The following is a 25,171-nucleotide window of genomic DNA, read 5'->3' on the forward strand; positions in this document are numbered from 1 at the left end:
CTGCGATGCGAGTAGGCCCCGGATCGGCGGCCCTGCGGGCCTTGTCCGGGGATGCGCTGGGAGATGGCGGCAGGGGGGCCGGCGTCAGATGGTCCACGGTCCACTGCCTGCTGCCCAGTGCCTACTGCCCGGTCCCTACCCACGGCCCACTCCCGAATCCGCACTGCCCCGCGCCCGCCGGAACGGTGCCCCGAGGGGCCGCATTCCCGGCCGCAGCGCAGCGGAGAGCCGGGACCCACTTTGCACGCAACTTACTGAAAAATATGTATAAACTCCAAAAACAGCGATCGCCCAGCCGAGAGGGCGCCCCGGATCGACGGCCCTGCGGCCCGTGTCCGGGGATGCGTCGCGAGACGGTCGTGTCTCTGCGCTGTCCATACCTGCCGATGGATTGCTGCCGGCGGGCGCCCGAAGTCGGTCGGCGCCGATCCATCCCGCTCCCGTCAGAGCGGGATGTTGTCGTGCTTCTTCCAGGGATTTTCGAGCTGCTTGTTGCGCAGGAGGCGCAGGGCGCGGGCGATGCGCGAGCGGGTCGAGTGGGGCATGATCACGTCGTCGATATAGCCGCGTTCCGCCGCCACGAAGGGGTTGGCGAAGCGGTCCTGATATTCCTTGGTGCGCTTGGCGATCTTGTCCGGGTCGCCCAATTCGGAGCGGTACAGGATCTCGACCGCGCCCTTGGCGCCCATCACGGCGATCTCGGCGGTCGGCCAGGCATAATTCACGTCGCCGCGGATGTGCTTGGAGCTCATCACGTCATAGGCGCCGCCATAGGCCTTGCGGGTGATCACGGTGATCTTCGGCACGGTCGCCTCCGCATAGGCGAACAGCAGCTTGGCGCCGTGCTTGATCAGGCCGCCATATTCCTGCGCGGTGCCCGGCAGGAAGCCCGGCACGTCGACGAAGGTGACGATCGGGATGTTGAAGCAGTCGCAGAAGCGGACGAAGCGCGCCGCCTTCTTGGAGGCGTCAATGTCGAGCACGCCGGCGAGCACCATCGGCTGGTTGGCGACGATGCCGACCGTCCGGCCCTCCATGCGGGCGAAGCCGCACAGGATGTTCTTGGCGTGATTGCCCTGGATCTCGAAGAAATCGCCCTCGTCGACGACCTTCAGGATCAGCTCCTTCATGTCGTAGGGCTTGTTCGGATTGTCCGGCACCAGGGTGTCGAGCGAGCGCTCGACCCGGTCGGGCAGGTCGTGCGAGACGATCTCGGGCAGCGGGGCCTGGTTGTTGGCCGGCAGGAAGTCGACCAGCCGGCGCACCTGCAGGAGCGCCTCGACGTCGTTCTCGAACGAGCCGTCGGCGACCGAGGATTTGGTCGTGTGCACGGAGGCGCCGCCGAGTTCCTCGGAGGTGACGATCTCGTTGGTGACCGTCTTCACCACATCCGGGCCGGTGACGAACATGTAGCTCGTGTCGCGGACCATGAAGATGAAGTCGGTCATGGCCGGCGAATAGACGTCGCCGCCGGCGCAGGGGCCCATGATGACGGAGATCTGCGGGATCACGCCGGAGGACAGCACGTTGCGCAGGAACACCTCGCCGTAGCCGCCGAGTGCGGCGACGCCTTCCTGGATGCGGGCGCCGCCGGCATCGAACAGGCCGATGATCGGCGCGCGATTCTTGAGCGCCATCTCCTGCAGCTTGACCATCTTGGCCGCGTGGGTCTCGCTGAGCGAGCCGCCGAACACGGTGAAGTCCTTGGCGAACAGATAGACGATGCGGCCGTTGATGGTGCCCGAACCGATGACCACGCCGTCGCCGGGGATCTTGCTCTCGCCCATGCCGAAATCGGTGCAGCGATGCTCGACATAGATGTCGATCTCCTCGAAGGAGCGTTCGTCGAGCAGGCACTCGATGCGTTCGCGCGCGGTGAGCTTGCCGCGGGCATGCTGCGCCTCGACGCGCTTCGCGCCTCCGCCGGCCCGGGCGGTGGAACGACGGCGCTCGAGTTCGGCCAGGATTTCCTTCATGGCGCATGTCCTTCGGATGGAATGTGCCGGCTGCTTACCATGGGGGGATCACCCGGCAAAGTGGGCCGAAGGGCGAAGACGCCGCTGGCGGCGAAGACGCCGCAGGTGCGGAGCAACGGCCGACAGGCGGCTCAGAAGGCGTAGCCGAAGGCGGCGATCTCGCGCGCATAGAGGCGGCCGACCAGATCGCGGGTGTCGGCATCGTACCAGTGCCGCCAGGTGCCCTTCTCGGGCCGGTGGCGGGCACGGGCGCGACCGAGCGACGGCGGATCGACGATGCCGAGCCGGTCCATCACGGCCTGGAAATCCGCCTCCAGGTTCTCGTGGCGCAGCACCCGGTCGACCACGATCCGCCCGCCGATCGTGTAAATGTCGAAATTGTCGATCGGCCAGCGCGCCGTATGGGTCCGCACGAACTCGGCGAAGGGCGGCCGGTCGTCGGCACGCGGATGCTGGAAGAAGTAGTTGGAGACCTCCCGGTCCCAGGGATTGCGCTCGACGGCAAACTTGAAATAGCCGTCGAACACGGCCGGATCGACCATCCGCCGCAGCCGGTCGGCGCGGATGTGGTTGTAGAATTCGACGCCCGCGCGCCGGGTCGTCATGCCGCAGGCGACCTTCAGCCGGGCGGCGAGCGGCCAGCGCTCGCGCGGCAGGACGTGATTCTGCCAGTTGATGCGCCGGTCCGGATCGGCCCGGGTCCGGGTACCGTCGAGGGGCGTGACCACGTCGTCCGGCCCGCACAGATCGGCCAGCGCGATCTCCAGGCTGGTCGAGCCGACCTTGCGGCATTTCAGATAGATGAAGCGGTGCCGATGGCTGATGATCATGGGGCGCTGGGCGGCCGTCCGTCCGGTCAGAAGGTGTAGCCGAAGGCGGCGATTTCGCGCGCATAGCGCCTTGCGATCGCCTCGCGGGCGGCCTCGGTATAGTCGCCGCGATAGGAGCGGTTCGTGTCCGGACGATGGCCGGCCTTGGCATACGGCAGCACGGGCGCGAAATCGATGCCGAGATCGGCCATCCAGGCGGCAAAGTCCTCGGCGAGCCGCTCGTAGCGCAGCACCCTTCCGGCGACGATGCGCCCGCCGACCGAATAGGCCTCGAAATTGCGGAACCGGATATTGAGCCGTTCGTCCAGCACGTAGGTCTCGAAATCCGGCTTCGCACCCCGCCGGTTGCGGTGGACCCAATGGTAGTTGGAGACCTCGCGGTCCCAGGGATTGCGCTCGACCGTGACGATCTCCAGGCGGTCGAACAGCGATGCGCCGACCGCGGCCCGGATGCGCCCCGCCGCCATATGCGGCCAGAACCGGGTCAGCCCCGGCACCTCGCGGTTGGTCCGTCCGGCGAGGAGATGCAGCGGCCAGTCCCAGCGCCGCCGCCAGATCGGCAGCAGGTGGTTCTGCGGCCCCCGTCCCGCCCGCAGTCGTTCGTCCGGCCGCGAGACCGGCGTGATCACGTCGTCCGGCCCGCAGATCGCCGACAGCGCCAGTTCGATACTGGTCCCGGCGGTCTTGCGCGTCTTGACGAAGACGAAACGGTGCCGATGCGACAGGATCATGGCTGGCCGGCCGCGGCCTCCAACAGGAAGGCCGAGGCGACATCGAATTCGCGCCGGCGCGCCACCAGGCGGGCGACCGCCTCCTCGTCCTCGCCCCAGAGCTCCAGGTTCCAGGCCTCGTCGACGGTCGCCGCGTCCCAGGTCGCCTGGCCGTCGAGCCGGCCGCCGGCATGGGCCAGCGCCAGGAACAGCGAGCCGGTCAGCGTGGTCAGCGAGTGCAGGCCTGCGAGCCGCCAGGGATCGAGCGGCTCGAGCGCCCGCCCGACCGCCGCGATCGCCTCCGGGTCCTGCGCGACATGCACGATCCCCTCGGCGACCAGGAAGTGCGCCCCATAGGTCTCCTCGATCCAGTCGAGCACCGGATCCCACAGCCGCGTCTGCCGCTCGACCAGCCGCGCCGCGTCGGTCGCCCGGTAGCAGAGGAGATCGGAACCGGCATATTTCAGGGCATCCGCCGCGACCGCGGCCGGCTGCACCGCGACGCCGTCGATGACCGCGTTGGCGAGCCGGGTATGCGGCATCGACCGTGGGTCGATGGTGGTCTCCTGCGCGGCCCATTCGGCCGCCATCGCCTCGGCGAGATCGCGCCGCGGCACCTCCAGATGCCGGCGCGCCGGGGTCCGCACGGGACGGCCGTCGAGCAGCACCCGCCAGGCGCCGCCCTCCGCCTGGCCGACCGAGACCTCCCGGTAGAAGCGCTTCGGCAGGTCGACGCGGGCATGCTCGCGGGCGCGGGCGACCGGATCGACGACCGGCTCGGTGAATTCGGGCTTGGTCTCGTTCGGGTCGTAGCTCAGGAAATCACGCATGGTCGGACCATCCGAACAGGTTGGAGAGGACCGGATAGGCCTCGTCGAAGCGCTCCAGCACCCGGTGCGCGCCGCGCGCGGCGAGGCTCGCCGGGTCCTGGTAGCCCCAGGAGACGCCGACCGCATGGATGCCGGCCGCCGCGGCCATGTCCATGTCGTAGGCGCTGTCGCCGAGGATGACGGCGCGCTCCGGCGCCACCCCGGTCTCCGCCAGCGCCGTCAGGATCATCGAGGGATGCGGCTTGGACGGGTGGTCGTCGGCCGTCTGGATGGTGGCGAAGCGGCCTTCGAGGCCGTGCAGGTCGATGATCGAGCGCACGCCGCGGCGCGACTTGCCGGTGGCGATGCCGAGCACCACGTCGGCCCGGTCGCCGATCCGCCGGATCGCCGCAAGCGCGCCCGGATAGAGCGGCTCCTGCCGTGTGGCGGCCTGGCGCAGGCGCTGGAAGGCAGCCTTGTAGGCCTCGGCGAGCGCGCGCGCCGCCGCCGGCTCGATGCCGGGCACGAGCGCCTCCATGGCTTCGACCAGCGACAGCCCGACGACGCCGAGCACCGCCTCGCGCTCCGGCACCGGGCGGCTCTCGGCCTCGAAGGCCGTGGTCATGGCGGCGACGATCATGTGCTGGCTGTCGACCAGGGTGCCGTCGACATCGAAAAGGACGAGAAACACGGGGAACGTCCGGCGCTGAGAGGAATTTCGAGCCCCCATATGGCGCGTCGCCGCGGCTCGCGCCAGTCCCCTGCCGGCGGGTTCCGTCGGCCTGCGCGTTCCGGTGCGGTCCTAGCCGGCGTTTCCCGGCGCGCGGTCCATGGCCCGGAAGAAGGCGTCGGGGATCGGGGCCTCGAGCGACAGGGGAGCCTGGGTGCGCGGATGCCGGAAGGAAAGCCGATTGGCGTGCAGCAGCAGTCGCTCTGCGGCCTGCGGATCGCCATAGATCGGATCGCCGAGGATCGGGTGGTCGGTCAGGGCGCAATGGACGCGCAGCTGGTGGGTGCGGCCGGTCTCGGGGAAGAGCGCGAGAAGCGCGGCGGCGCCGTCCGGCGAGACTGCCAGCCGCCGGAAGCCGGTGCGGGCGGTCTGGGCGTCCGGATCGTCCGCGGCGGCGGCGGCCATGCGGCCGCCATGGGAGGTCTCGACCTTGCGGATGGCGATATCGATCAGCCCTTCCGGCTGCGGCACACCCGCGACGACCGCCCGATACTCCTTGTCGACCCGGCGCGTGGCGAAGGCCTTGCCCATCACGCCGGCGAGCGGGCGGCGCTTCACGGCGACGAGCAGGCCGGAGGTATCCTTGTCGAGCCGGTGCACCAGGACGGGCCGATCGCCGTCCGGACCGACCATGCGCACCAGAAGCCGGTCGAGGTCGACCCGGGTGCCCGAGCCGGAATGAACCGCGAGCCCGGCCGGCTTGTCGAAGACGATCAGGTCGTCGTCCTCGAACACGGTCATGGCCGCCAGGAACGCCCTTTCGGCCGCGCTCAGCGGTACCGGTGCCGGCGCGCCGCCCGCCCCGCTGCCCGCACGGGCACCGGACCGAACCGGCGGCGGCGGTTCCGGCGGCGTGTTCAGCACGACGAGATCGCCCGCCGCCAGGCGGTCGGTCGGCTTGGCGCGCCGCCCGGCCACGGTCAGGCCGCCATGCTTCAGAAGCGCGGCGAGGCGGCCGGGCGCGATGGCCGGGTAGTGGATGCGCATGAAGCGGTCGAGCCGCATCCCCTTTTCGGAGATGTGCACCCGCCGCTCCGTCGCTCCCGCCTGCGCCGATTCGCTCACCCCGATCCCCCTCGTCTTCGGTCCCGGCACCTCGGCCGGCCCCGATCTGACTGTCTCCGGCCCGGTGCCACCCGCCTGGGATGCCGGAGCGGTGCGGCATTGCCACAATGTTCCGTCAAACGACCGCGCCCGCCCATCTCGTGCGGCGGCGATGGATGACATGTCACCTTTCCCCTGTATAGCTTAGGGCAGTCAGTGAGTGCGGATCGGATCATGCCCATCGAAAAGTGCCTGAAAGTCGCGGCGCTCGCCTCTGCCGCCCTGGTAGCGGCTGCGGCGCCGTCCCGGTCAGACGATCTGATCAAGCCGCGGCTCGACGTAAACTCCGCCTTTTGCGCGGGCACGGGCGACTGCGCCGTCTCGATCTTCGCCGGCCCGCGCCTCGACACCCACATGGTCAGCGTGTTCGGCATCTCGAACTTCCAGGCGCCGACCAAGTACCAGTACGGCAACAGCTGGATCACGGCCGGCACCTTCTCCCGCAGGCTGCTGTCGGTCGGTCCGGTCGATTTCGAAGGCGAAGTCGGCGCCGGCAAGCGCTGGGGCAGCCTCGGCGAAGGCGAGGGCTGGCTGGCCCTCTACGGCCGGTGGACTTGGTTCCCCTGGAACGACTATGTCCGCACGACAGTGGCGGTCTCGACCGGCCTGACGCTGGCCACCGGCAATCCGCGCTACGAAGTTCGGCGCGAGGGCGTCAAGGGCGCCTATGTGCTGCACTATCTCTCGCCGGAAATCACCTTCGCCCCGCCGAAGAGCCAGTGGGAGGGCTTCCTGCGCCTGCATCACCGCTCCGGCGGCGGCGACTTCATCGGCGACACCTCGATCTTCAAGGGCGCCTCGGGCGGCGCCCAGTATCTGGTCTCCGGCATCCGCTACCGGTTCTGAGGCGAAGGGTCCGCCGGCCACCAACGCCCTTCGGGGCGTTATGAGGCTGCGGACAGTTTCGACGCCAAGGAACGTTTTCGCATCGGCCCTGATCGCGCGGGGCGATCGTCCTCAGCCGCCCTGCCCTCCTACTCCTCCTCGTCCTCGGCCGGATCGTAGGAAGCCGTATCGAAACCGAGCAGGTTCCAGGACTGCTGCATATGCGGCGGCAGCGGTGCGGTCACGTCGATGCGGCCGCCGCGCGGGTGCGGCAGGGCGATCCGGCGGGCGAGCAGGTGCAGCTTGTTCTGCATGCCGCCGGGCAGTTCCCAGTCCTGCCGGTCGAAATATTTCGGATCGCCGACGATCGGATGGCCGATATGGGCGCAATGGGCGCGCAACTGGTGCGTCCGTCCGGTGACCGGCTTCAGCGACAGCCAGGCGAGCTTCGGGCCGGCGGTGTCGACGACCGAATAATGGGTCAGCGCATGGGCGGCACCATCGTCGCCGTGGCGGGCGACGCGCATGCGCTCGGTATCGTCGCTGTCGCGCGCCAGCCAGGTCGAGATGCGGCCCTGCGCCGGCTTCGGCACGCCGGCGACCAGCGCCCAATAGACCTTGCGCGCCGAGCGCGACCGGAAGGTCTTGGCCAGTTCGGCCGCGATCGAGCGCGTCTTGGCGACGACCAGGCAGCCGGCCGTGTCGCGATCGAGGCGGTGGACCAGGCGCGGCACCTGACCCTTGGCGTCCTTCAGGCTCTCCAGCATGGCGTCGACATGGCGCGTCAGGCCCGAGCCGCCCTGCACGGCGAGGCCGGCCGGCTTGTTCAGGACCATGATGTCCTTGTCCTCGAACAATGTGATCGAGCGCAGGAAGGCCGCATCGTCGCCGTCGGCGCGCGGCATGGCCCGGACCGGCTCGGCCCTGGCGGCCTCCGCGATCATGGCGCCCGGCGGCACGCGCACCATCTGGCCGGGCACGAGACGGGTGGAGGTCTCGACGCGCTTGCCGTCGACGCGCACCTGACCGGTCCGGACGAGCTTCTGCAGCGCGCCGAAGCCGAGGCCCGGGTAGCGGCCCTTGAACCAGCGGTCGAGGCGAAGCCCGGCTTCGTCCTCGCCTACGGTGACAGTCTCGACGGTGGCCATGAAAGTTCCTGTTTTCGGGCTCCTCCTGTCGCGCAATGCGGGCGGGGATGCAAGCGCGGACACATGTCCACAGCGGCGCAGGCCGCTCCGGGAGCCGAATTCCAACCCGTTCGGCGTTTCAACCGGGCTCCCGCGCCGCGCCTCAGGCGGACAGCAGCGCCCGCGTGGCGAGCAGCCCCGCCGCCAGCGCCGCGAAGGATACGACCACCGAGGCGGCGACATAGGCCAGTGCCGCCCCTTGCGCGCCGCGCTCCCACAGGATCCAGGCATCGAGCGAAAAGGCCGAGAAGGTGGTGAATCCGCCGAGCATGCCGGTCATCAGAAACAGCCGCAACTCCGTGCCGCCGGCCTCCGGCGTCCAGCGCGCCAGGATCCAGGCGGCGAATATGCCCATCACCGCCGAACCGATCACGTTCACCGTGAAGGTCCCCCACGGATAATGCGGCCCGAAGCGGGCGACCAGGGCGAGATTCACGGCGTAGCGGAGGCCGGAGCCGAGGCCGCCGCCGACGAAGACCAGAGCGATATGCAGGAGTGGCGGCATGGCTGGCGGGCGGCCCTTTTCGGACGGGGCCGATCGTCCCGAATCGGACCTGTCGTTTGAGATCGCCTTTACCATGGCACAACCGCCATCGGTCCGATCGCGGCCGATAACCCGATGCTTAGGACTCCTCCCCTATTCGTGACTGTCACGAGCCTGACATAACGCATGGATCGTCGGCGCCGCGGATTGATATGCAAAACTACGATTATGTTCTTGTCTATGCCGATCCGAGCAGCCACGGCTCCTATCGCGACGCTCTGCCCGAACTCGACCTCCGTCTGACAGCGGCCGCCGAGGAATTGGAACGCCGTTCGGACGATCCCCGGTCGGTCGCGGTCATCGATGTCGATCTCTGCGACGCCGAGGTGGCCGCGGGCCTGAAGCGGGCGCTGCGCTCGACACATCGGGCTTCGCCGCTGATCGTCGTTGCCGACCGTCGCAGCCGCGCCGCCCAGGTCCGGGCCAAGGCGATCGGGGCGAGCCATGTGGTCGCCACCCGCGGCGAGGCGGAGGCCCTGGTGCGCACGCTCTGCAGCGGCACGCCGGCGATGCCGCGCTACGCGCCCGAACGCAAGGCCTTCACCGTCCAGACCACCGCTCGCCAGGCCGCCGGCACCCTCGACATGCTGTTCTCGAACCTGCTGACCGGTCGGCGGATCGATCCCGACGCAGTGCGCGCGAGCGGCACCCGCATCGTCGAGACGATCGGCGCGTCGGGCGTCGGCGCCTGGCTGGCCTCGGTGCGCCAGCACCATACCGGCACCTTCCAGCACTGCCTGCTGGTCACCGGCCTCGCCATCGCCTTCGGCCGCGCCCGCCGCCTGCCCGCCGCCGACATCCAGATGCTCGCCACCGGCGGCCTGCTGCACGACATCGGCAAGGCCAAGATCCCGCTCGCCATCCTGGACAAGCCCTGCGGCCTCGACCCGGACGAGTTCGCGGTGATGAAGTTCCACACCGTCTACGGCGACAGCTTTCTGCGCGACCACACGACGGTGTCGCCCGCCATCCGAAGCCTCGTCCGAAGCCACCACGAATATCTCGACGGCAGCGGCTATCCGGACGGCCTCAAGGGCGACGCCATCCCGGAATTGACCCGCATGCTGACCATCGCCGACGTGATGGGCGCCCTGGTCGAAGACCGCGCCTATCGCAAGGGGCTGCCGGGCGCCGAGGCCTATGCCCGGATCGTCGCGATGGCCGAGGCCGGCAAGCTGGACCGGATGCTGGTCCGCGCCTTCGCGGACGTGGTCAAGGCGATGAAGGCCTGAAAGGGCCTCAGCCGCCGCGCCGTTCGCGCCGGAGCTTTTCCCACCAGTCCAGCCGCTTGCGGATGTCGCGCTCGAAGCCGCGCTCGACCGGCTCGTAGAAGCTGCGCCGGCCGAGCTTTTCGGGGAAATAGTCCTGGCCCGAGAAGGCGTCGGGCTGGTCGTGGTCGTACTGGTAGCCGGCGCCGTAGCCTTCCCGGCCCATCAGCTTGGTCGGCGCATTCAGGATATGCTTCGGCGGCACCAGCGAGCCACCCTCCTCGGCCGCGCGTCTGGCCGCCTTCCAGGCGGTATAGACCGCGTTCGACTTCGGCGCGGTGGCGACATAGACGACCGCCTGAGCGATCGCCAGTTCGCCTTCCGGCGAGCCGAGGAAATCGTAGGCATCCTTGGCCGCATTGGCGACGACGAGGGCCTGCGGATCGGCCAGCCCGATATCCTCGACCGCCATCCGGACCACGCGCCGCGCGATGAACAGCGGATCCTCGCCGGCATCGACCATGCGGGCGAGATAGTAGAGCGCGGCGTCGGGATCGGAGCCGCGCACCGACTTGTGCAGCGCGGAGATCAGATTGTAGTGGCCGTCCTGGCCCTTGTCGTAGATCGGCGCGCGCCGCTGCACGACCGCCTGCAGGGTCGCGGCATCGAACACCTCACCGGGACCGGCGGCCCGGGCCACATCCTCGGCCAGCGTGATCGCGGCCCGGCCGTCGCCGTCGGCCATGCGGATCAGGACGCCGCGCGCTTCCGCGTCGAGCGGCAGCGGCCGGCCGAGTTCCATCTCGGCGCGCTCCAGAAGCCGGCCGATCGCGGCCTCGTCATGGGCCTTGAAGACCAGCACATGGGCGCGCGAGAGCAGCGCCGCGTTGAGCTCAAAGGACGGATTCTCGGTGGTCGCGCCGACCAGCACGATGGTGCCGTCTTCCATCACCGGCAGGAAGCCGTCCTGCTGGGCGCGGTTGAAGCGATGGATCTCGTCGACGAAGAGCAGCGTGCCCTGCCCGGAGAGGCGGCGCCCGCGCGCCGCCTCGAACACCTTCTTCAAGTCGGCGACGCCGGAGAAGATCGCCGAGATCTGCTCGAAATGCAGCTTCGTCTCACCGGCCAGCAGCCGGGCGACCGTCGTCTTGCCGGTGCCGGGCGGCCCCCAGAAGATCAGGCTGCCGAGCGAGCCGGAGCGCAGCATGCGGGTGATCGTGCCGTCCGGCCCGACCAGATGGTCCTGCCCGACCACGTCGGCGAGCCGCGTCGGCCGCAACCGGTCGGCGAGCGGGCGCACCGCCGCCCTGTCGAGCCCGGCCGAACTGAACAGATCCGCCATCACCGCCTCCGGCCGAGGGGCCGCCCCTCAGCTGCGCACCGCGAAGCGGACGACCTCGCCGCCGCGCTGGACCGCGACCCGCCAGGAGCCCGGATCCGACTGGGTGACCTTCTCGAGCGTCTTGGTCGAGTCGATCTTGGTGCCGTTGACCTCGAGGATCACGTCGCCCTTCTGCACGAAGCGACCGGCCAGCGCGCCGGTCTCGACCGACTTGACGACCACGCCTTCGAGCGCGTTCGGAACACGCAGTTCCTCGGCGACGGCCGGCGAGAGATTGGCCACCACCGCGCCCTGGAACGGCGAGATCGCCCGGATCATGCGCTCGTCGCGCGGCACCGTCTCCGGCGCGGCGACCAGGCCGACCTCGACGGTCATCGGCTTACCCTGTCGGATGATCGAGATTTTCGCCGTTCCACCGATCGGCCGCGTCGAATAGCGGTAACCGAAGCCGTCGAGATCGTCGATCTCGAAGCCGTCGATCGCCACCAGGAGATCGCCGACCTTCAGGCCGGCATTGGCAGCCGGCCCCTTCGCCGACATGCCGGCGACGAGAGTGCCGACCGGACGCTTGATGCCGAGCGCCTCGGCCATATCGGGCGTGACATTCTGCAGGGTCGCGCCGAACCACGGTCGGCGCAGGCTGCCGCCGGTTTTGGCCTGTTCGGCGACGAACTTGACCATCGCGCCGGGGATCGCGAAGCCGATGCCGATCGAGCCGCCGGAGCGCGAATAAATCGCGGTCGGCACGCCGACGAGCCGGCCTTCCATGTCGACCAGCGCGCCGCCCGAATTGCCCGGATTGATCGCCGCGTCGGTCTGGATGAAGAAGCGATAGTCGGAGACGCCGACCTGGGTGCGGGCGAGCGCGGACACGATGCCCTGCGTCACCGTCTGGCCGACGCCGAACGGATTGCCGATCGCCAGCACGAGGTCGCCGACCTCGATCTGGTCGCTGTCGCCGAATTCGGCGAAGGGATAGTCGCCCTTCTCCTTGATGCGCAGGACGGCAAGGTCGGTGCGGTCGTCCTTGAGCACCACGTCGGCCTCGAACTCGCGCTTGTCGGAAAGCGCGATCTTGACCTCGGTGGCGTCCTTGATGACGTGGTGGTTGGTCACCACCAGGCCGGAGCGATCGATGATCACGCCCGAGCCGAGCGAGGATTCGACCCGATCCTTCGGCATGCCGAGCGGCCCGTCGCCGAAGAAGCGGCGGAACAGCGGATCGTCGAACATCGGCGATCCGCCCTGCTGGCGCAGCGTGCGTTGGGCATAGACGTTGACGACGGCCGGCGCGACGCGCTTGACGATCGGCGCGAAGGACAGCTGCACCTGCGCCTTGCTTTCCGGGACCACCCGAGTCTGGGTCTGGGTCTGCGCTTGGGCGGGAGCCGAGACGGCAACGGCAAGTATCAGGGCGGCAACGAACGAACCGGCACGAACCATGGAACACTCCTCCGATCGCCTGGATCTAGGCGATCGGGCACCGCATGGGAAGGCTCAGGGTCTTCCCCCGACACGATGTCCGTTCACTCGGCCGCGGAACTCTGCAAATCGGTGTTCGGCCAGATCGCCGCCACCGACGGCAAATGTGCCAGGCGCAAGATGTCCGGACCATTCGCATCCACGATGAAGCTGTTGGAGGACGCCAGAAAGCGCCCGGGGTCGCGGCCGAGCGCTTGCGTGATCTCTGCCGTGACGGCGGCGAGATCGACCGGTTCTGCAGCCCGGATGCCGAGGCTTCGGCGCCCCGGAAGACCGACCATGGCCGGGCGTGCATAAAGCGTCGGCCGCGGCGCCTCGATTTCCACGATCACGACGCGCCTCTCACCGCGCTCGGCTTCCGCGTCGCGCCGCAGATCGGCGGACCTGATCTTCTCCAGAGCAGCATCGACTAGGCCGGTCGTCATGTGCGTGCTCCTTTCGAACCGCAGCAGCATCGGCTTGAATCCTTGATGAAGCACAGTAGGCCCGAATATGGGCGATGAACAGAAGGCGCCAACCGCACGCCGGGATTCGCTGAACGCAACCGGCGCCGCTCTGCCGGGTGGCAGGCGGCGGTGCTCCCCGAGGGTTACTTCGTCAGTAGCCGAGGTCTCGCGCAAAACCGACGGCGCGCAGGATGTCGACCCTTCCGAATCCGAACCGGTGGTTCTGTCCCGCCTCGCCCAGTTCTTCTGCGGAGCCCGTCAGGAGATCTTGGAGAAGCAGGGCGCGCTCGGCCGGATCGACGCGATCACGGATCGCCGTCGCGCTCAGCAGCAACGCGATAGCGCCCGCGACATGGGGGGCGGCCATCGAGGTCCCATTGAAATGCTCCCATTTGCCACCGGGAACCGAGGATTCGATCGCCACCCCAGGCGCCGAAATGTCAGGCTTGGAGTAGACCAGCGGCAAAAGGTCTTTCGAAAAGAAGGGCGACTGGCGGATGACCTGTGTCCGTCCGCCGGAAAAGCCAGCCGCCCGGTTGAGGAAATCGGTCGCTCCGACCGCAAAGGCCAGAATATCGTTGCCGGGCGATCCGCTGGTCTGACTGCCCTCGTTTCCGATTGCGGTGACCACCGGAATGCCGACCCGCAAGGCATTCATGATCGCGCTGGTATAGGTGCTCGGCACGTCCGGTCCCCACATCAGGCCCCCGAGCGACATGTTGATGACGTCGACCTTCTGGTTGATCGCCCATTCCATGCCGGCCAGGATCTGGGCGTGCGTTCCCCCACGCTCGCCGTTCAGGACCAAGGCGGCGGCAATCCGTGCTTCCGGCGCGACGCCGATCCAGCGCCCGTTGGCATTGCCGCCGACCATGATGCCCGCGCAGTGGGTACCGTGACGGTCGGAATCATAGGGTTTGGACCCCGGAACCGGATCGCCGCGTTCGTCAAATTCCTCCCAGGCGTCGATCTTGCCGGCAAGATCGGGATGGGTCGGGTCGATCCCGGTGTCGAGCAACGCTATGCGGACGCCGGCGCCCCGGGCGTTGAAGGCGCCCCAGACGCCGAGGGCACCGATCGATCGGACGCCCCAGCCGCTCACCTTGTTGTCTTCGATCCAATGCGGGATCCGGTTCGGTGCCACGGCGGGAGGCAGCGTGACACGCCGGTTCGGGAAGACCGCCTCGATCTTCTCGGCCAGCGCATCGCTGTAGAGATTGGCCAGGTCCTTGCCTGCGACCCGCAGCAGGATGCTTCCGGAACTCCAGAATTCCCGCGGTCTGAAGGCGACGCCTTTCCGTCCGGCGCCCGCGCGCTTGGATGCCGTTGCGGCGGCCGCGGTCGCTCTCTGCGGCATGGCCTCCTGAAGAGCCGACGTGACCTGCTGAAGGGCCGCCATGCTTGTCTGCCGGAGCAAACTGATGATTGCGCCCATCGACTTGCCGGCCAACTCTTCTCCGTCGCCAGACCCCTTCGGAAGCCGATCGGCGCTACCCGACAGGCTCAGGTCGTTGACCGCCTGTGCGGCGGCGACAAAGCGCGACGAAGAGGCCACACCCTTTCTTTGCGACGACCGTACGACCGCAGCCTCGTCGACACGCTTCGACGGCAGCACGTCGCGGGCCGACGTCGACATCGAGCGCTTCCGCAATGTGGTGGCGATGCTCCGCGAGAAGGCGTCCTCGGCATCGTTCTCCGTGCCTGCCTTGACGATGATCTCGTGAAAATCGGAAGGTTCCGTGTCCCGTATCGCCTCGACCTGCTCACGCAGACGCTTCAAGTGATCGGCTGAAACCTTCGCCATCTCTGCCCCCCTTGGAAGCGGACGTCCGCGGCGAGGCTCCATCCCCGTCCTTTTCGTGCCTGGACGTTCCGCAACGAGAGGTAAGGTTATTTGCACCTATAAGCAGCGTCAACCGAAATTGCGCAACCGAGGATACGTAACTTCCTCGTCGCTTGGGTTCGACTGACGACGCGTCGGTCAGGCCCTCCGTTGATGGCCGCCGGCGCCCTCTCAATGCGTCGCGTCGGGCATCGAGGCCTTGCGGCGGGCCATGAAGTCGTTCAGGGCTTCGTCGATGCCGGGGTCGATGTCGGGGGCGACGTAGTCGGCGAGCATCTTCTTCCAGAGGCCGTTGGCGCGCTGGGCGGCGTCCTTGGAGCCTTCGGCCATCCACTGCTCGACCGAATTGTTGTCGGCGACCGAGGAACGGTAGAAGGCGGTCTCGAAATTGGCCTGGGTGTGGCCGCAGCCGAGGAAATGGCCGCCGGGCGGCACCTCGCGGAAGGCCGCCATGCCCTGCCCGTTCTCCGACAGGTCGATGCCGCGCGCCAGCACATGCATCATGCCGAGCTGGTCGCAGTCCATGACGAATTTCTCGTAGGACGAGGCGAGCCCGCCCTCCATCCAGCCGGCGGCATGGAGCACGAAATTGGCGCCGGCATGGACGGTCGGGATCAGCGTCTGGGCACTCTCGTAGGCCGCCTGGGCGTCCGGCACCTTGGAGGCGCAGAGCGAGCCGCCGGTGCGGAACGGCATCTTGTAGCGGCGGGCGAGCTGGGCGGCACCATAGATGGCGAGCGCGGCCTCCGGGGTGCCGAAGGTCGGCGCCCCGGACTGCATCGACAGGGTCGAGACGAAGGTGCCGAAGATGGCCGGCGCGCCGGGCCGAACCAGTTGCAGGAAGCTGACGCCCGCCAGCACCTCGGCCAGCACCTGGGTCAGCGTGCCGGCGACCGTCACCGGGCTCATGGCGCCCGACAGAATGAAGGGCGTGATGATGCACGCCTGATTATTGCGGGCATAGACCTCGGCCGCGCCCAGCATGGTGGCGTCCCAGACCATCGGCGAATTGGCGTTGATGAGCGAGGTCACCACCGTGTTCGACTGGATGAAGTCCTTGCCGAACAGGATCTCGGCCATCGAGACCGTGTCCTGCGCCCGGTCGGGATGCGTCACCGAGCCCATGAAGGGTTTGTCGGAAAAGCGCATGTGGGCATAGACCATGTCCAGATGGCGCTTGTTGACTGGCAGGTCGACCGGCTCGCACACCGTGCCGCCGGAATGGTGCATGTAGGGGCTCTGGTAGGCGAGCTTCACGAAATTGCGGAAATCCTCGATCGTGCCGTAGCGCCGGCCCTGGTCGAGATCGTGCACGAAGGGCGAGCCGTAGACCGGCGCGAAGACCGTGTTGCGCCCGCCGATATGCACGCTGCGCTCGGGATTGCGCGCATGCTGGACATAGTCGGAGGGCACGGTCGAGACGAGCTGCCGGGCGAGGCCGCGGGGGAAATGCACCCGCTCGCCGCGCACGTCGCAACCGGCCTGGCGCAGGCGCTCCAGCGCGCTCGGATAGTCGCGGAATTCGATGCCAATCTCCTCCATCAGGGTCTCAGCATTGTGCTCGATGATCGACAGGCCCTCCTCGGAGAGCACCTCGGTGATCGGCAGGTTGCGGGTGATGTAGGGCACCGACACGGCGGACCGCGCAGACCGGGCGGCGCGACGCGCCTCGCGGCCACGACGCTGTTCGCGGCCACCGGCTTCCGGCATGTCATTCATCGTGAACCCTCCCAGGAACGGCCTTGGCCCGCCCGCTTGTCGCCCGAGCACGCCCCGTCGACATGGCGGACGAGGGCACTCCCTTTTCGTTCAGTCGGAAGCCCGGTCGCGCGATCGGCCGGATCGATCGATCCGATCGACCGGCCGGCGCGCGAGGCTTGCCGCGACCACGCCGTGCTGCGCGACGGCGCGACCGTCCCGGCGCGTCCCGGTAGGCCGGTCGCGCCGGAACGAGGTTAGGCCGTTGCAGGGGGCCGAGACTGTGCTGTGCCCGTCACCGGATGGCGCATGCGCGACAGGCTTTCCGCCGGCGGCAGGCCGCCGTCACCAGCGCACGAGACGGGGCGCGAGCAGCGCGCCGAGGAGCCCGACGATCAGGATGGCGCCGGCATACCAGGCCGCCACGAAGGCCATCGCATCCTCGGTGCAGTGGACCGCATAGGCGATCGCCGCGAGGCTGCCGGCGAAGAGGCCTGCGGCGAAGCCCGCCCCCCTCAGATCGGTCGGGGCGGAGCTGCGCAGGACCGCGACCAGCGCCCCGAAGGGCACGATCGCATAGAGCGGCAGATAGGTGAGGCAGAAGGTCCAGCTCGATCCGAAGACCAGCGCCGGCATGTCCTGCGGGCCGGCCATGCCGAGTTCGATCGAGGCCAACACCGCGATGCCGGCGAAGGGCAGCGCCAGGAGGCCGATCAGGGGTTTCAGCGTCCGCCCCGGCCGGGCCAGGCGGACGAAAACCAGCGCCGCCGCCGCCGCCGCCGTCAGCACGAACAGGATCTTGGCCAGAACGCGGGGATCGCCCCAGGCCGTTGCCCAATCGCGGCGCATGCCGATGGTTTCGACCACCATGAGAATTGCGGCGGCAAGTCCGAGCGTCGCGGCGACCAGCGTCGTGCGCAGGATGCGGTGAGCATCGACCGGCCGGGCATCGGCCGCCAATCGTGCGATCAGGTCCTCGGTCTGCAAAGCCAATGCCTCGTTCGCTCCATGACGGCACCCGTCTCCGGCACCCGTCTCCGGCGCACGCGCCACCCGATCCCGCCTGGAGCGATTCCGAGCCGGCACCGTACGCACCGGCCGCTCCGGGTGGACCGTTGCGACCCGGCCACCCGAAGCGGCCGTCGCGCCGCCCGACAGGGAATACGGGCGTCGCAACCGAACGGTTACGCCACCCCGTTGCCGGAACCGAAGATCCGGCTGAGCCGCTTCATGCCGCGATGGATCGCAACCTTCAGCGCCGTTTCCGACATGCCGGCCGTCCGGGCCGCCTCGGCGATGGATCGTCCCTCCAGCTTGACGGCCGCAAACGGACTGCGCAAAGCCGGCGGGAGCCGGTCGAGCACGCGCGCCACGTCCCAAACCGCATCGGCGGCCTCCTCGGGCGCCGGCAGGAGGTCCTCCAGATCGTCGATCGGCAGGCTCGAGCCGGTCCGCGCCCGGGCGCGCAGATGGTCGATCACCTTGTGGCGGGCGATGGCATGAACCCAGGCACCGACAGGATAGGCCGCGTCGTAGGTGTGCCGGCGGGTATGAACCGCGATCAGCACATCCTGCACGATATCCTCCGCGTCGGCAGTGTTGCCGGCGCGCGCCCGCGACAGGAGCCGGCCGACATGACCGCGCACCAGCCGCGCTATGGCATCCAGCAAGGAACGATAGGCGGCTTCGTCACCCGCCATGCTCCGCAGCATCAGATCTTTCAGTTGGCTTTCCGGGATGGACATCCGGGCGGCTCCCCCAGGCCGAGAATACGGCATCAGAGTGCCACGGGATCGAATGCAAAGCCGCTGAACTCTTCTGACCGGAGATGAATTGCGCGTGAACGACCGCGCGACCCGTGGTCGACGCGGAGGAGCCCGCGTCCGGACGCCCCGCATGTCCCACCCAAAGGCTCCCGGGCAGTCAGAGCTGGAAGTTGTCCTTGATCCGGCGCACGGCATCGCGCACGTCCCGGCCGATCTCCGCGCGCAGCCGGTCACGCATCTCTGTGATGCCGGGACCGGTCGCCGCGGCCGCACCATGGGCCGGCGGCGGCGCCAGATGGAAGCTCGGATTGCGGTCGAGATGGCCGACGATCCAGCTGTCGGCCAGAAATCCCTGCTGCTCGGCGAGCCGGATCGGCATCTCGGCATAGCCGCCCTGACCCCATTTCGCGCCCCAGCTGTTGCGGATCAGGAAGGTGCCACGGTTGCGGTCGTAGCCGACGATCAGCATGCAATGGCCGCTCTCGGCCGTCGACGGGTCCAGATTCTCGTCGCCGCGCGGGTCCGGGAAGCGCCCGGTGCGTGCCGCCTCCTCGTAGCAACGCTGCGGCAGGTTGATGGCGAGCGATACCGGCAGGCCCTGGGCGAGCGCTCCGATGACGCCGTCGGGGCCGACCACCCGGGCGAAGTCGTGGCCCTGGGCGGTCCAGGCCGAATCGTAAACCCGGCGCGGCGGCTCGCGGTTGAAATCCTCGATCCGGTACGGCCATTCCTGTTCGGGCGGCACCCCGAAGGCGACCACGGAGGCGATCACCTCGGCGGTGGTGTTGCCGCTGTCCTCGCCGACGGCATTGCGCAGCTTGCGCGCGTTGAAATAGACGAACAGCCGGCTGCGATCGACCGGCGGCTTGCCCTGCTTGATCTGCAGAAACTCCAGCGCGCCGACCACCGCACAGGAGGCGCAACTGCCGAGCGATTGCTGATCCTCGACAGGCGAACAAAAGGGGCGCAGGTCGACCGTCGGCGGCGCATTGCCGGCGACCGCGACCGCCACGGGCGTATCGCGCGGCGGCGCCTTGGCGGCGATCAGGCCGTCGGTACGCCGGGCGCGGGACTGGCGGGGACCGAGACCGGCGACGCGCCACAATGCGGCGGCGCAGTGCGGGCAGGCCTCCGGCGTCGGATCAGGCAGGACCGTGAAGCATTCCGGACACAGCATATAAGCCTCCCCGCGCCGGCCTCGGCCGACACTTGTGACTGTTGGCGCCGGAAAGCCTCCCGGCGCGATGGGACGGCGGGACCGGGGCGGTCGTCAGCCGCCGGTGCGGCGGCCGTGGCCGACATCACCGGCAATCTCCTTGGCAAGCCCGCCCAGCGTGTAGCGGTAGGCGACGAAGGTGCCGATACCGACGAACATCGACAGGCCGCCGGCAAGCTCCTCGGCGGCGGTCTCCCCGACCAACATGGCCGCGAACGCATAGGCGATGAAGAAGACCAGGAACACGTTGGCGGCGATGAAGCCGATATTCGAGCCGGCCTTGAACCCGACCGCCACATCGACCCGTGCGCGGTCGGCAGCCATCGGGCTCAGCGTCGCCTCGCCGGTAAAGGTCACCGGCAGCATCGAGGTGCGCTTCAGGTCGGACCGCTTGGCGGTGAACTGGACGCGGCGGCCCGCATCGAGCTCGGAGACCACAGCCCCGCCGGCCCGGGCGATCCGATCGCGCAGCACGCCGCTCGGATCCACCCCGCCGAGCGCGAGTTCGCCCGTCCAGCCGTTGCCGGCCGGCGGCCCGATCGACACCACGCTGACGGTGCCGCTGCCCGACGATCCGCCGCCCAGGGGTCCGCCGCCGTGCTGGAAGACGGGGTCGGGCTTGAATTCCGGCTTCGGATCGGGCTTCGCGACCGGATCGAGCCGCGGCGGCACGGGATCGACTACCGGCTTGCGCTGCGGCTCGGGCGCCGGCGCGCTTGCCAGGGCGGCGGCGAATTCGGCCGCCGTCTGGAAGCGGTTGTCCTCGCGCTGCTGCACCGCCTTGCCGACGACCTTGTCGAGATAGGCCGGCACGTCGCGGCGCTGTTCGCTCGGCTGGCCGAGCGCGCCGTGGGCGGGCAGCCCGCGCAGCAGGAGTTCGTAGAGCAGGATGCCGACCGAGTAGAGATCCGCCTCCGGCCCGATCACGTCGGCGCCGGCCTGCTGCTCGGGCGCCCAGTAGCGCGGCGTGCCGGTCGCCCCGCTCGCCCGCATGGTCGCCATGGACATCGGCCCGGCCGCCTTGGCGATGCCGAAATCCAGGATCCGCGTCTCGACCGCCCCGCTGCCGAAGACATCGCCCTCGACAAAGATGTTCTCCGGCTTGATATCGCGATGCACCAGCCCCTGCCGGTGGGCCTCGCCGAGGCCTTCCAGCACGCCGGCCACGATGCGCATCACCGCCGGCACGGGGATGTCGCGCCGGGTCTGCTTGGCGACATTGAGGACATCGCGCAGCGAACTGCCTTCGAGCAGTTCCATGGTCAGGTAGGGCTGGTCGCCGGCCACGGCCACGTCGTAGATCGAGACCACGTTACGGTGCCGGATGCGGCGGGCGCGGCGGCCTTCGTCGACCAGCCGCTTGAGCGCGTCGTCGGACTGCATCAGGTCGCGGCGGACCAGCTTCAGCGCCATCTCGTCCTGGGACTGCACGTCGCGGACGGCATAGACCTGCCCCATGCCGCCCTCGCCGAGCTTGCGCAGGATCTCGTAGCGCCCCGCGAAGACGCCGCCCTCGGCGAGGTCCGGCCGCTTGTCGCGCAGGTCGGTCGTGCGCACCATCTCGATCCGGTCGACCCGGCCGCGGCCGGGCACGAAGGTGACGGCGATCTCGGCCGAGCGGACCTCGTCGGGCAGCAGCGCGATGCGGTTCGACGGACCGAGCGCGAAGCGTTCGTCGCGCGCCAGCCGTCGTCCGTCGACCGCGACGCCGCCCTGGATCAGGTTGACCAGCACCAGCCGGTCGTTCTCGATCTGCAGGCGGAAGCGCGGGCCGGCGAGCCGCGCCATGGCGGCCGCATCCGACTGCCCGTCCGCGCCTTCGACCGGCAGCGGCAGGTCCGGCGCCGGCTGGCCTTCGATCGGATTGCCGACCGTGATCCGCCCGAGCGCGGCGAGCCGTCCGGCCGCGAGCGGCGCCTTGACGCCGGTCAGCACCAGTTCGACATCGCGCGGCACCTCCAGATTGCCCTGGTCGGCGAGACCGCGCAGGCCGGCCTGGCGCTCGTGGCGCTCGGCACGCTGCAGATCGATGATCGCGGCTTCCGCGGCGCGGCCCTCCTCGGCCGGCCGGCCGCCCAGGAAGGGCGCGATGTTGATCAGCTGGCCCTGGCCGATCGAGGCGCCGGACAGGTCGACATGGAACTGGATCGCCTGCTCGTTCGACGGTGCGATCTCGACGAACACCGTGCCCTCATAGGCATAGGTCTCGGTGACCGACCCGCACGGCACCTCGACCACCAGCCGCAGCCCGACCGCATATTTGCCGCTCGATTCGAACGGACCCGCCTGGACGACGATCTGCCGTCCCTTGCCCTCGCCGGTCTCGACCCGTTCGAACGGCACCGGCACCGGCTGGTAGGGACCGTTGCCCTCGCGCTTCTCGAAACTGACCAGCCGGAAGCTGCGCTGCGCCAGCGGCGAGCGGTTGGCGATCACGAAGGGCAGCGCCAGCGTGTCGCCACGCCGCATCGAGCCGATCGGCTCGACGGCGAGAAGCGGTGCCGGCGCGCAGACCGGACAGGCCCGGTCGGGTTCGATCAGCTGGTTGCAGCTGTCGACGCCGGTGCAGCGCAGGAGCGGGTTGCCGCATTCCGCGCAGGCCATCGCGCTCGGCAGCGCCTGGAGCGTCTCGGAACAGCAGGTGCGATAGGGATGCCACGCCATGCGATCAGGCTCCCAGCGGCTGGCGGCAATGGACGCAGTTCGGACCGCGCGCGAGCGTCTGCTGGTGGCAGTGCGGGCACTCGATCAGGCTCGGCGGCGGCGCAAAGCCGGAAATCGCCTGGCCGACGCCCTGGGCGGTGCCGGCGGCGGTCATCGCGATGGTGTTCTGCGCGGTCCGCGCATCCTCGCGGGTGGCGGCGATCTGGTCGCGCAGCGCCTGGGTCAGGGCCTGGTCGCGCTGCGCGACCGCGTTGGCCTCGGCGGTCAGCACCTGGGCGGCGCCCTGATTGTCGAGCTTGCGCGCCTTCATCTGCTCGGCCGTCAGCGTGCCCTCGGCGGCGATCAGGCTGGCGGTGTGGCGGGCCGCCGCCTCGGCCTCGCGGATGCGCCGCTCGGCCGAGGAGTCATCGCGGAAGCGCTCGTTGTCGATCTGGAAGCGCGCATTGGCGGCGTTGAGGTCGTTGAGGTCGCGCAGCCGGGCATGCTGCGCCTCGACATCGCGGATCTCGGTCAGCCGCGCCGTCTCGCGCAGGTCGGCCTCCAGGCGGGCCTGCTCGCGCCGGCGCTGGTTCTGGATCGAGACCAGCGCGCTCTGATGCTCCTCGCCCTTGAGCGCCTCCAGCCGGTCCATCTCGGCCAATTCGCCATTGACCCGGCGCTGCGCGATCATGGCGCGGCTGTTGGCGAGCTGGTTGGCCTGGTCGATCTCGGCGCGAATCTGGCTGCGCCGCGCCTCCTCGATGCCGACATCGATGCCGGCCAGACGCACCTCGCCCTCGCGCAGGGTGCGCGCCTTTTGCTGGTCGATGGCGGCGAGTTCCTCCTCGAACCGCGCCTGGCGCCGGGCAACCACCTTGGCGATCTCGCCCATCAGGGCGTTCATCTCGGCCGACCGGATGCCGGATTCGCGCGCCTCCTCGAACTGCAGCTCGTTGGAGAGCACCAGCCGGCGCAGCTCCGCCTCGTCGATCACACGGGTGCGGTCGGCCGCCGTCGCGAGGTTGATCTTCAGGACGGTCGTATCGGATTCGCGCTTCAGTTGGCTGGTCAGGAGCTCGTGCTCCTGCTTCAGCCGCTGGTCCTCGGCCGCCCTGCGGCGCGCCTCGATTTCGGCGAGCTCGACCTCGTTCATGGTCCAGGTCGCCGAGACCGCCCGCACCGTCAGGCCGATCTCGCCGGCGACGCGCTCGGCCTCGGCCATGATCCGCGCCTGGATGCGGTCCTGCAGGCCGACATTGCCGCGGATGTCGACGGCGCCGAGCCGGCCGATCTCGGCCTCGATCACCCGGTCCTTCAGATGGGCCATCAGCCGCGCGGTCACGTCGGTCTTCAGGACCGCGCGATGCTCGGCCATGAAGCCGAGGATGTTGGCGGCGCGCTCCGGATCGACCTGGAACTCGAAGGTGAGTTCGCCGCCGACCGGCACCCGGTCGGCCGTCAGCGCCGTGACCTGCTCGACCAGCCGGAACGGCTTCAGGTCGGCGACCAGCAGGCGCAGCGAATGCTGCCCGCCGATGGCGTCCTTCAGCCCCTGCCAGAAGCCGCCGACCGAGACATGCGCGCCGGCCTCGACGCCGACCACCCGGCCGTCGCGGATCAGGATCGCGGCGAGGTCGGGGCCGACCGCCAGCCGCGTCTCGGCGAAGCCGCGGAATTCGTTGAGGCCGACATATTCGGCAAGAAGCTGGTCACTGGAGAGGGTCAGCACGGAGGACGACATGGGGGCCTCGTTGGCACGGCGAACCGGGACGGGATCGGCAGGCGGGCGTCAGGCCCGTTCGCCGCGGCGGGCGGCTGCGATCATGTTGGCGATGATCACGGCGACCGCGACGGCGACGCCGATCTTGTGCTGCGCGAGGGCGGCCAGGATACCGTCCAGCCCGCCAACCGCCTTGGCGGCCTCCTCAGCCTGCCGGCCGGCGCCGACCGCCTGGAAGACGACCGCGATCAGCGACGTACCGGCCGCGACCAGCGCGGACATCCGCGACCAGAAGCAGAGCCGGGCATAGGGCGACGGCGCAAGCACGGAACCGCCGGCCGCGGCGAGCCCGCCCTCGGGGGAAGCCGGAGCGCCGGCCCTCGCTGCCGCCTCGGCGGCCGCCCGGCGATCGGCGTTGCCGCCGCGGGTGAAGTCGGGTTGCAGCGCCGCCCCGGCCGTTTCCGCCCGGGTCAGGTTGTAGGCGCGCCGGTGCATGGCGGCGAGCACCGCCCCGACCAGCCACAGCCCGCCGAGGGCCAGCGTCGCGCCGAACAGAATGCCGGCGGTCCGCTCGAAGTCGAAACCAGAAAGCACGCGATCTCTCCATGGTCGGAACGGCGGCGGCGCCTGGGCCGCTGCTGCCCCGGTTGGCCGAACTCCGGCCCGGGTCTTCAGGATCGTCGCCATCCGGGTCGCCCGTGCCGTTTCGGCATCGTCCGCGGTCGGTCCGAAATCCCACCGCGTCTGCGACCGTTTGTTATCCGTTCATTTCCGGAGTTAACCGCAGCCGCCCGCAAAGCGTCAATCGCGCTGCCGCCTCGCGCCCCGACAACTCAATTGAGGCCCGCCTGCGCCCCGCCTCGCCGCCTCGGGCCGCTCACCGCCTGCCGTCGACATCCACGAGAACACCGAGCCCCGCCCGCACGCCCCCCTTCCCCTTCGTCCCTAAGGCGGGAGAAGGAAATCAACACGTTGGGAGATCGCGGACACGACCGCCCCCGATCCCGCGGCTCTTTCCCCTTCTCCCCCCAAGGGGGGGAGAAGGTCGCCGAAGGCGGGATGAGGGGGTCGATACCGCAACAGGCTCGAAGC

The 25,171-nt window shown here is 69.3% G+C and carries 21 protein-coding genes; 2 read left to right on the top strand and 19 right to left on the bottom strand.

The annotated features are described in order from the left end of the window. Positions 1–443 precede the first annotated feature (443 nt). From KL771_RS01315 to KL771_RS01340, 6 genes are all read right to left on the bottom strand, one after another. Positions 444–1,976 carry an acyl-CoA carboxylase subunit beta gene (locus KL771_RS01315; protein ID WP_261966759.1) on the bottom strand — a complete coding sequence of 511 codons (1,533 nt, stop codon included), beginning with the start codon at positions 1,974–1,976 and terminating at the stop codon, positions 444–446. Between the two features lie 131 nt (positions 1,977–2,107). Next, complete coding sequence (locus KL771_RS01320; RefSeq protein ID WP_261966760.1) at positions 2,108–2,806, bottom strand: sulfotransferase family protein; 699 nt, start codon at positions 2,804–2,806, stop codon at positions 2,108–2,110. Positions 2,807–2,832: 26 nt separating this feature from the next. Then, on the bottom strand, positions 2,833–3,537 hold the full coding sequence (locus KL771_RS01325; RefSeq protein ID WP_261966761.1) for a hypothetical protein: 705 nt from the start codon (positions 3,535–3,537) through the stop codon (positions 2,833–2,835). After that, positions 3,534–4,346 carry an ATP12 family chaperone protein gene (locus KL771_RS01330; protein ID WP_261966762.1) on the bottom strand — a complete coding sequence of 271 codons (813 nt, stop codon included), beginning with the start codon at positions 4,344–4,346 and terminating at the stop codon, positions 3,534–3,536. The genes KL771_RS01325 and KL771_RS01330 overlap by 4 nt, the downstream gene beginning before the upstream one ends. Then, positions 4,339–5,016: an HAD-IA family hydrolase gene (locus tag KL771_RS01335; protein ID WP_261966763.1), complete on the bottom strand. Its 678-nt coding sequence runs from the start codon at positions 5,014–5,016 to the stop codon at positions 4,339–4,341. The genes KL771_RS01330 and KL771_RS01335 overlap by 8 nt, the downstream gene beginning before the upstream one ends. Before the next feature lie 111 nt (positions 5,017–5,127). Continuing rightward, on the bottom strand, positions 5,128–6,081 hold the full coding sequence (locus tag KL771_RS01340) for an RluA family pseudouridine synthase (RefSeq protein WP_261966764.1): 954 nt from the start codon (positions 6,079–6,081) through the stop codon (positions 5,128–5,130). A 252-nt stretch (positions 6,082–6,333) separates the two neighbouring features. On the opposite strand from KL771_RS01340, the gene KL771_RS01345 reads away from it, so the two are divergent. Then, positions 6,334–7,005, top strand: a complete 672-nt coding sequence (locus KL771_RS01345; protein ID WP_261966765.1) for an FAD-dependent oxidoreductase — start codon at positions 6,334–6,336, stop codon at positions 7,003–7,005. Positions 7,006–7,133: 128 nt separating this feature from the next. Here KL771_RS01345 and KL771_RS01350 read toward each other — a convergent pair whose 3' ends face one another. Beyond that, positions 7,134–8,354: an RluA family pseudouridine synthase gene (locus tag KL771_RS01350; protein ID WP_261966766.1), complete on the bottom strand. Its 1,221-nt coding sequence runs from the start codon at positions 8,352–8,354 to the stop codon at positions 7,134–7,136. Then, a complete protein-coding gene (gene crcB / locus KL771_RS01355; protein WP_261966767.1) occupies positions 8,275–8,676 on the bottom strand; it encodes a fluoride efflux transporter CrcB in 402 nt (133 codons plus the stop codon). Before crcB ends, KL771_RS01350 begins: the two co-directional genes overlap by 80 nt. A gap of 191 nt (positions 8,677–8,867) precedes the next feature. Here crcB and KL771_RS01360 point away from each other — a divergent pair, with 191 nt between their 5' ends. Then, the gene (locus tag KL771_RS01360; RefSeq protein ID WP_261966768.1) at positions 8,868–9,947 is read left to right on the top strand and encodes an HD-GYP domain-containing protein; all 1,080 of its coding nucleotides are present in this window, start codon (positions 8,868–8,870) and stop codon (positions 9,945–9,947) included. Positions 9,948–9,954: 7 nt separating this feature from the next. On the opposite strand, the gene KL771_RS01365 is transcribed toward KL771_RS01360, so the two are convergent. The 11 genes from KL771_RS01365 to KL771_RS01415 all read right to left on the bottom strand — a co-directional run bounded on the left by KL771_RS01365 (position 9,955) and on the right by KL771_RS01415 (position 24,673). After that, positions 9,955–11,265, bottom strand: coding sequence for a replication-associated recombination protein A (locus KL771_RS01365; RefSeq protein WP_261966769.1), 1,311 nt, complete (start codon positions 11,263–11,265; stop codon positions 9,955–9,957). Positions 11,266–11,292: 27 nt separating this feature from the next. Beyond that, complete coding sequence (locus KL771_RS01370) at positions 11,293–12,708, bottom strand: Do family serine endopeptidase (protein WP_261966770.1); 1,416 nt, start codon at positions 12,706–12,708, stop codon at positions 11,293–11,295. 83 nt (positions 12,709–12,791) lie between these two features. Beyond that, on the bottom strand, positions 12,792–13,202 hold the full coding sequence (locus tag KL771_RS01375) for a hypothetical protein (protein ID WP_261966771.1): 411 nt from the start codon (positions 13,200–13,202) through the stop codon (positions 12,792–12,794). Positions 13,203–13,344: 142 nt separating this feature from the next. Then, positions 13,345–14,997, bottom strand: a complete 1,653-nt coding sequence (locus KL771_RS01380) for a S8 family serine peptidase (protein ID WP_261966772.1) — start codon at positions 14,995–14,997, stop codon at positions 13,345–13,347. A gap of 210 nt (positions 14,998–15,207) precedes the next feature. Then, entirely contained in the window at positions 15,208–16,755 is a 1,548-nt protein-coding gene (locus KL771_RS01385) for a trimethylamine methyltransferase family protein (RefSeq protein WP_261966773.1), read from the bottom strand. A gap of 324 nt (positions 16,756–17,079) precedes the next feature. Further along, complete coding sequence (locus tag KL771_RS01390; RefSeq protein WP_261966774.1) at positions 17,080–17,727, bottom strand: DUF1109 domain-containing protein; 648 nt, start codon at positions 17,725–17,727, stop codon at positions 17,080–17,082. A gap of 191 nt (positions 17,728–17,918) precedes the next feature. Continuing rightward, positions 17,919–18,479: a sigma-70 family RNA polymerase sigma factor gene (locus KL771_RS01395; RefSeq protein ID WP_261966775.1), complete on the bottom strand. Its 561-nt coding sequence runs from the start codon at positions 18,477–18,479 to the stop codon at positions 17,919–17,921. Positions 18,480–18,657: 178 nt separating this feature from the next. Beyond that, the gene (locus KL771_RS01400) at positions 18,658–19,677 is read right to left on the bottom strand and encodes a C1 family peptidase (RefSeq protein WP_261966776.1); all 1,020 of its coding nucleotides are present in this window, start codon (positions 19,675–19,677) and stop codon (positions 18,658–18,660) included. A gap of 93 nt (positions 19,678–19,770) precedes the next feature. Continuing rightward, positions 19,771–22,380 (bottom strand): serine/threonine-protein kinase, encoded by a 2,610-nt coding sequence (locus KL771_RS01405; RefSeq protein WP_261966777.1) that lies wholly within the window; start codon positions 22,378–22,380, stop codon positions 19,771–19,773. A gap of 4 nt (positions 22,381–22,384) precedes the next feature. Next, the gene (locus KL771_RS01410; RefSeq protein WP_261966778.1) at positions 22,385–24,100 is read right to left on the bottom strand and encodes a hypothetical protein; all 1,716 of its coding nucleotides are present in this window, start codon (positions 24,098–24,100) and stop codon (positions 22,385–22,387) included. Positions 24,101–24,148: 48 nt separating this feature from the next. Beyond that, positions 24,149–24,673: a hypothetical protein gene (locus KL771_RS01415; RefSeq protein WP_261966779.1), complete on the bottom strand. Its 525-nt coding sequence runs from the start codon at positions 24,671–24,673 to the stop codon at positions 24,149–24,151. Between the last annotated feature and the right edge of the window lie 498 nt (positions 24,674–25,171).

This window comes from Prosthecodimorpha staleyi (assembly GCF_018729455.1).
GTDB lineage: Bacteria > Pseudomonadota > Alphaproteobacteria > Rhizobiales > Ancalomicrobiaceae > Prosthecodimorpha > Prosthecodimorpha staleyi.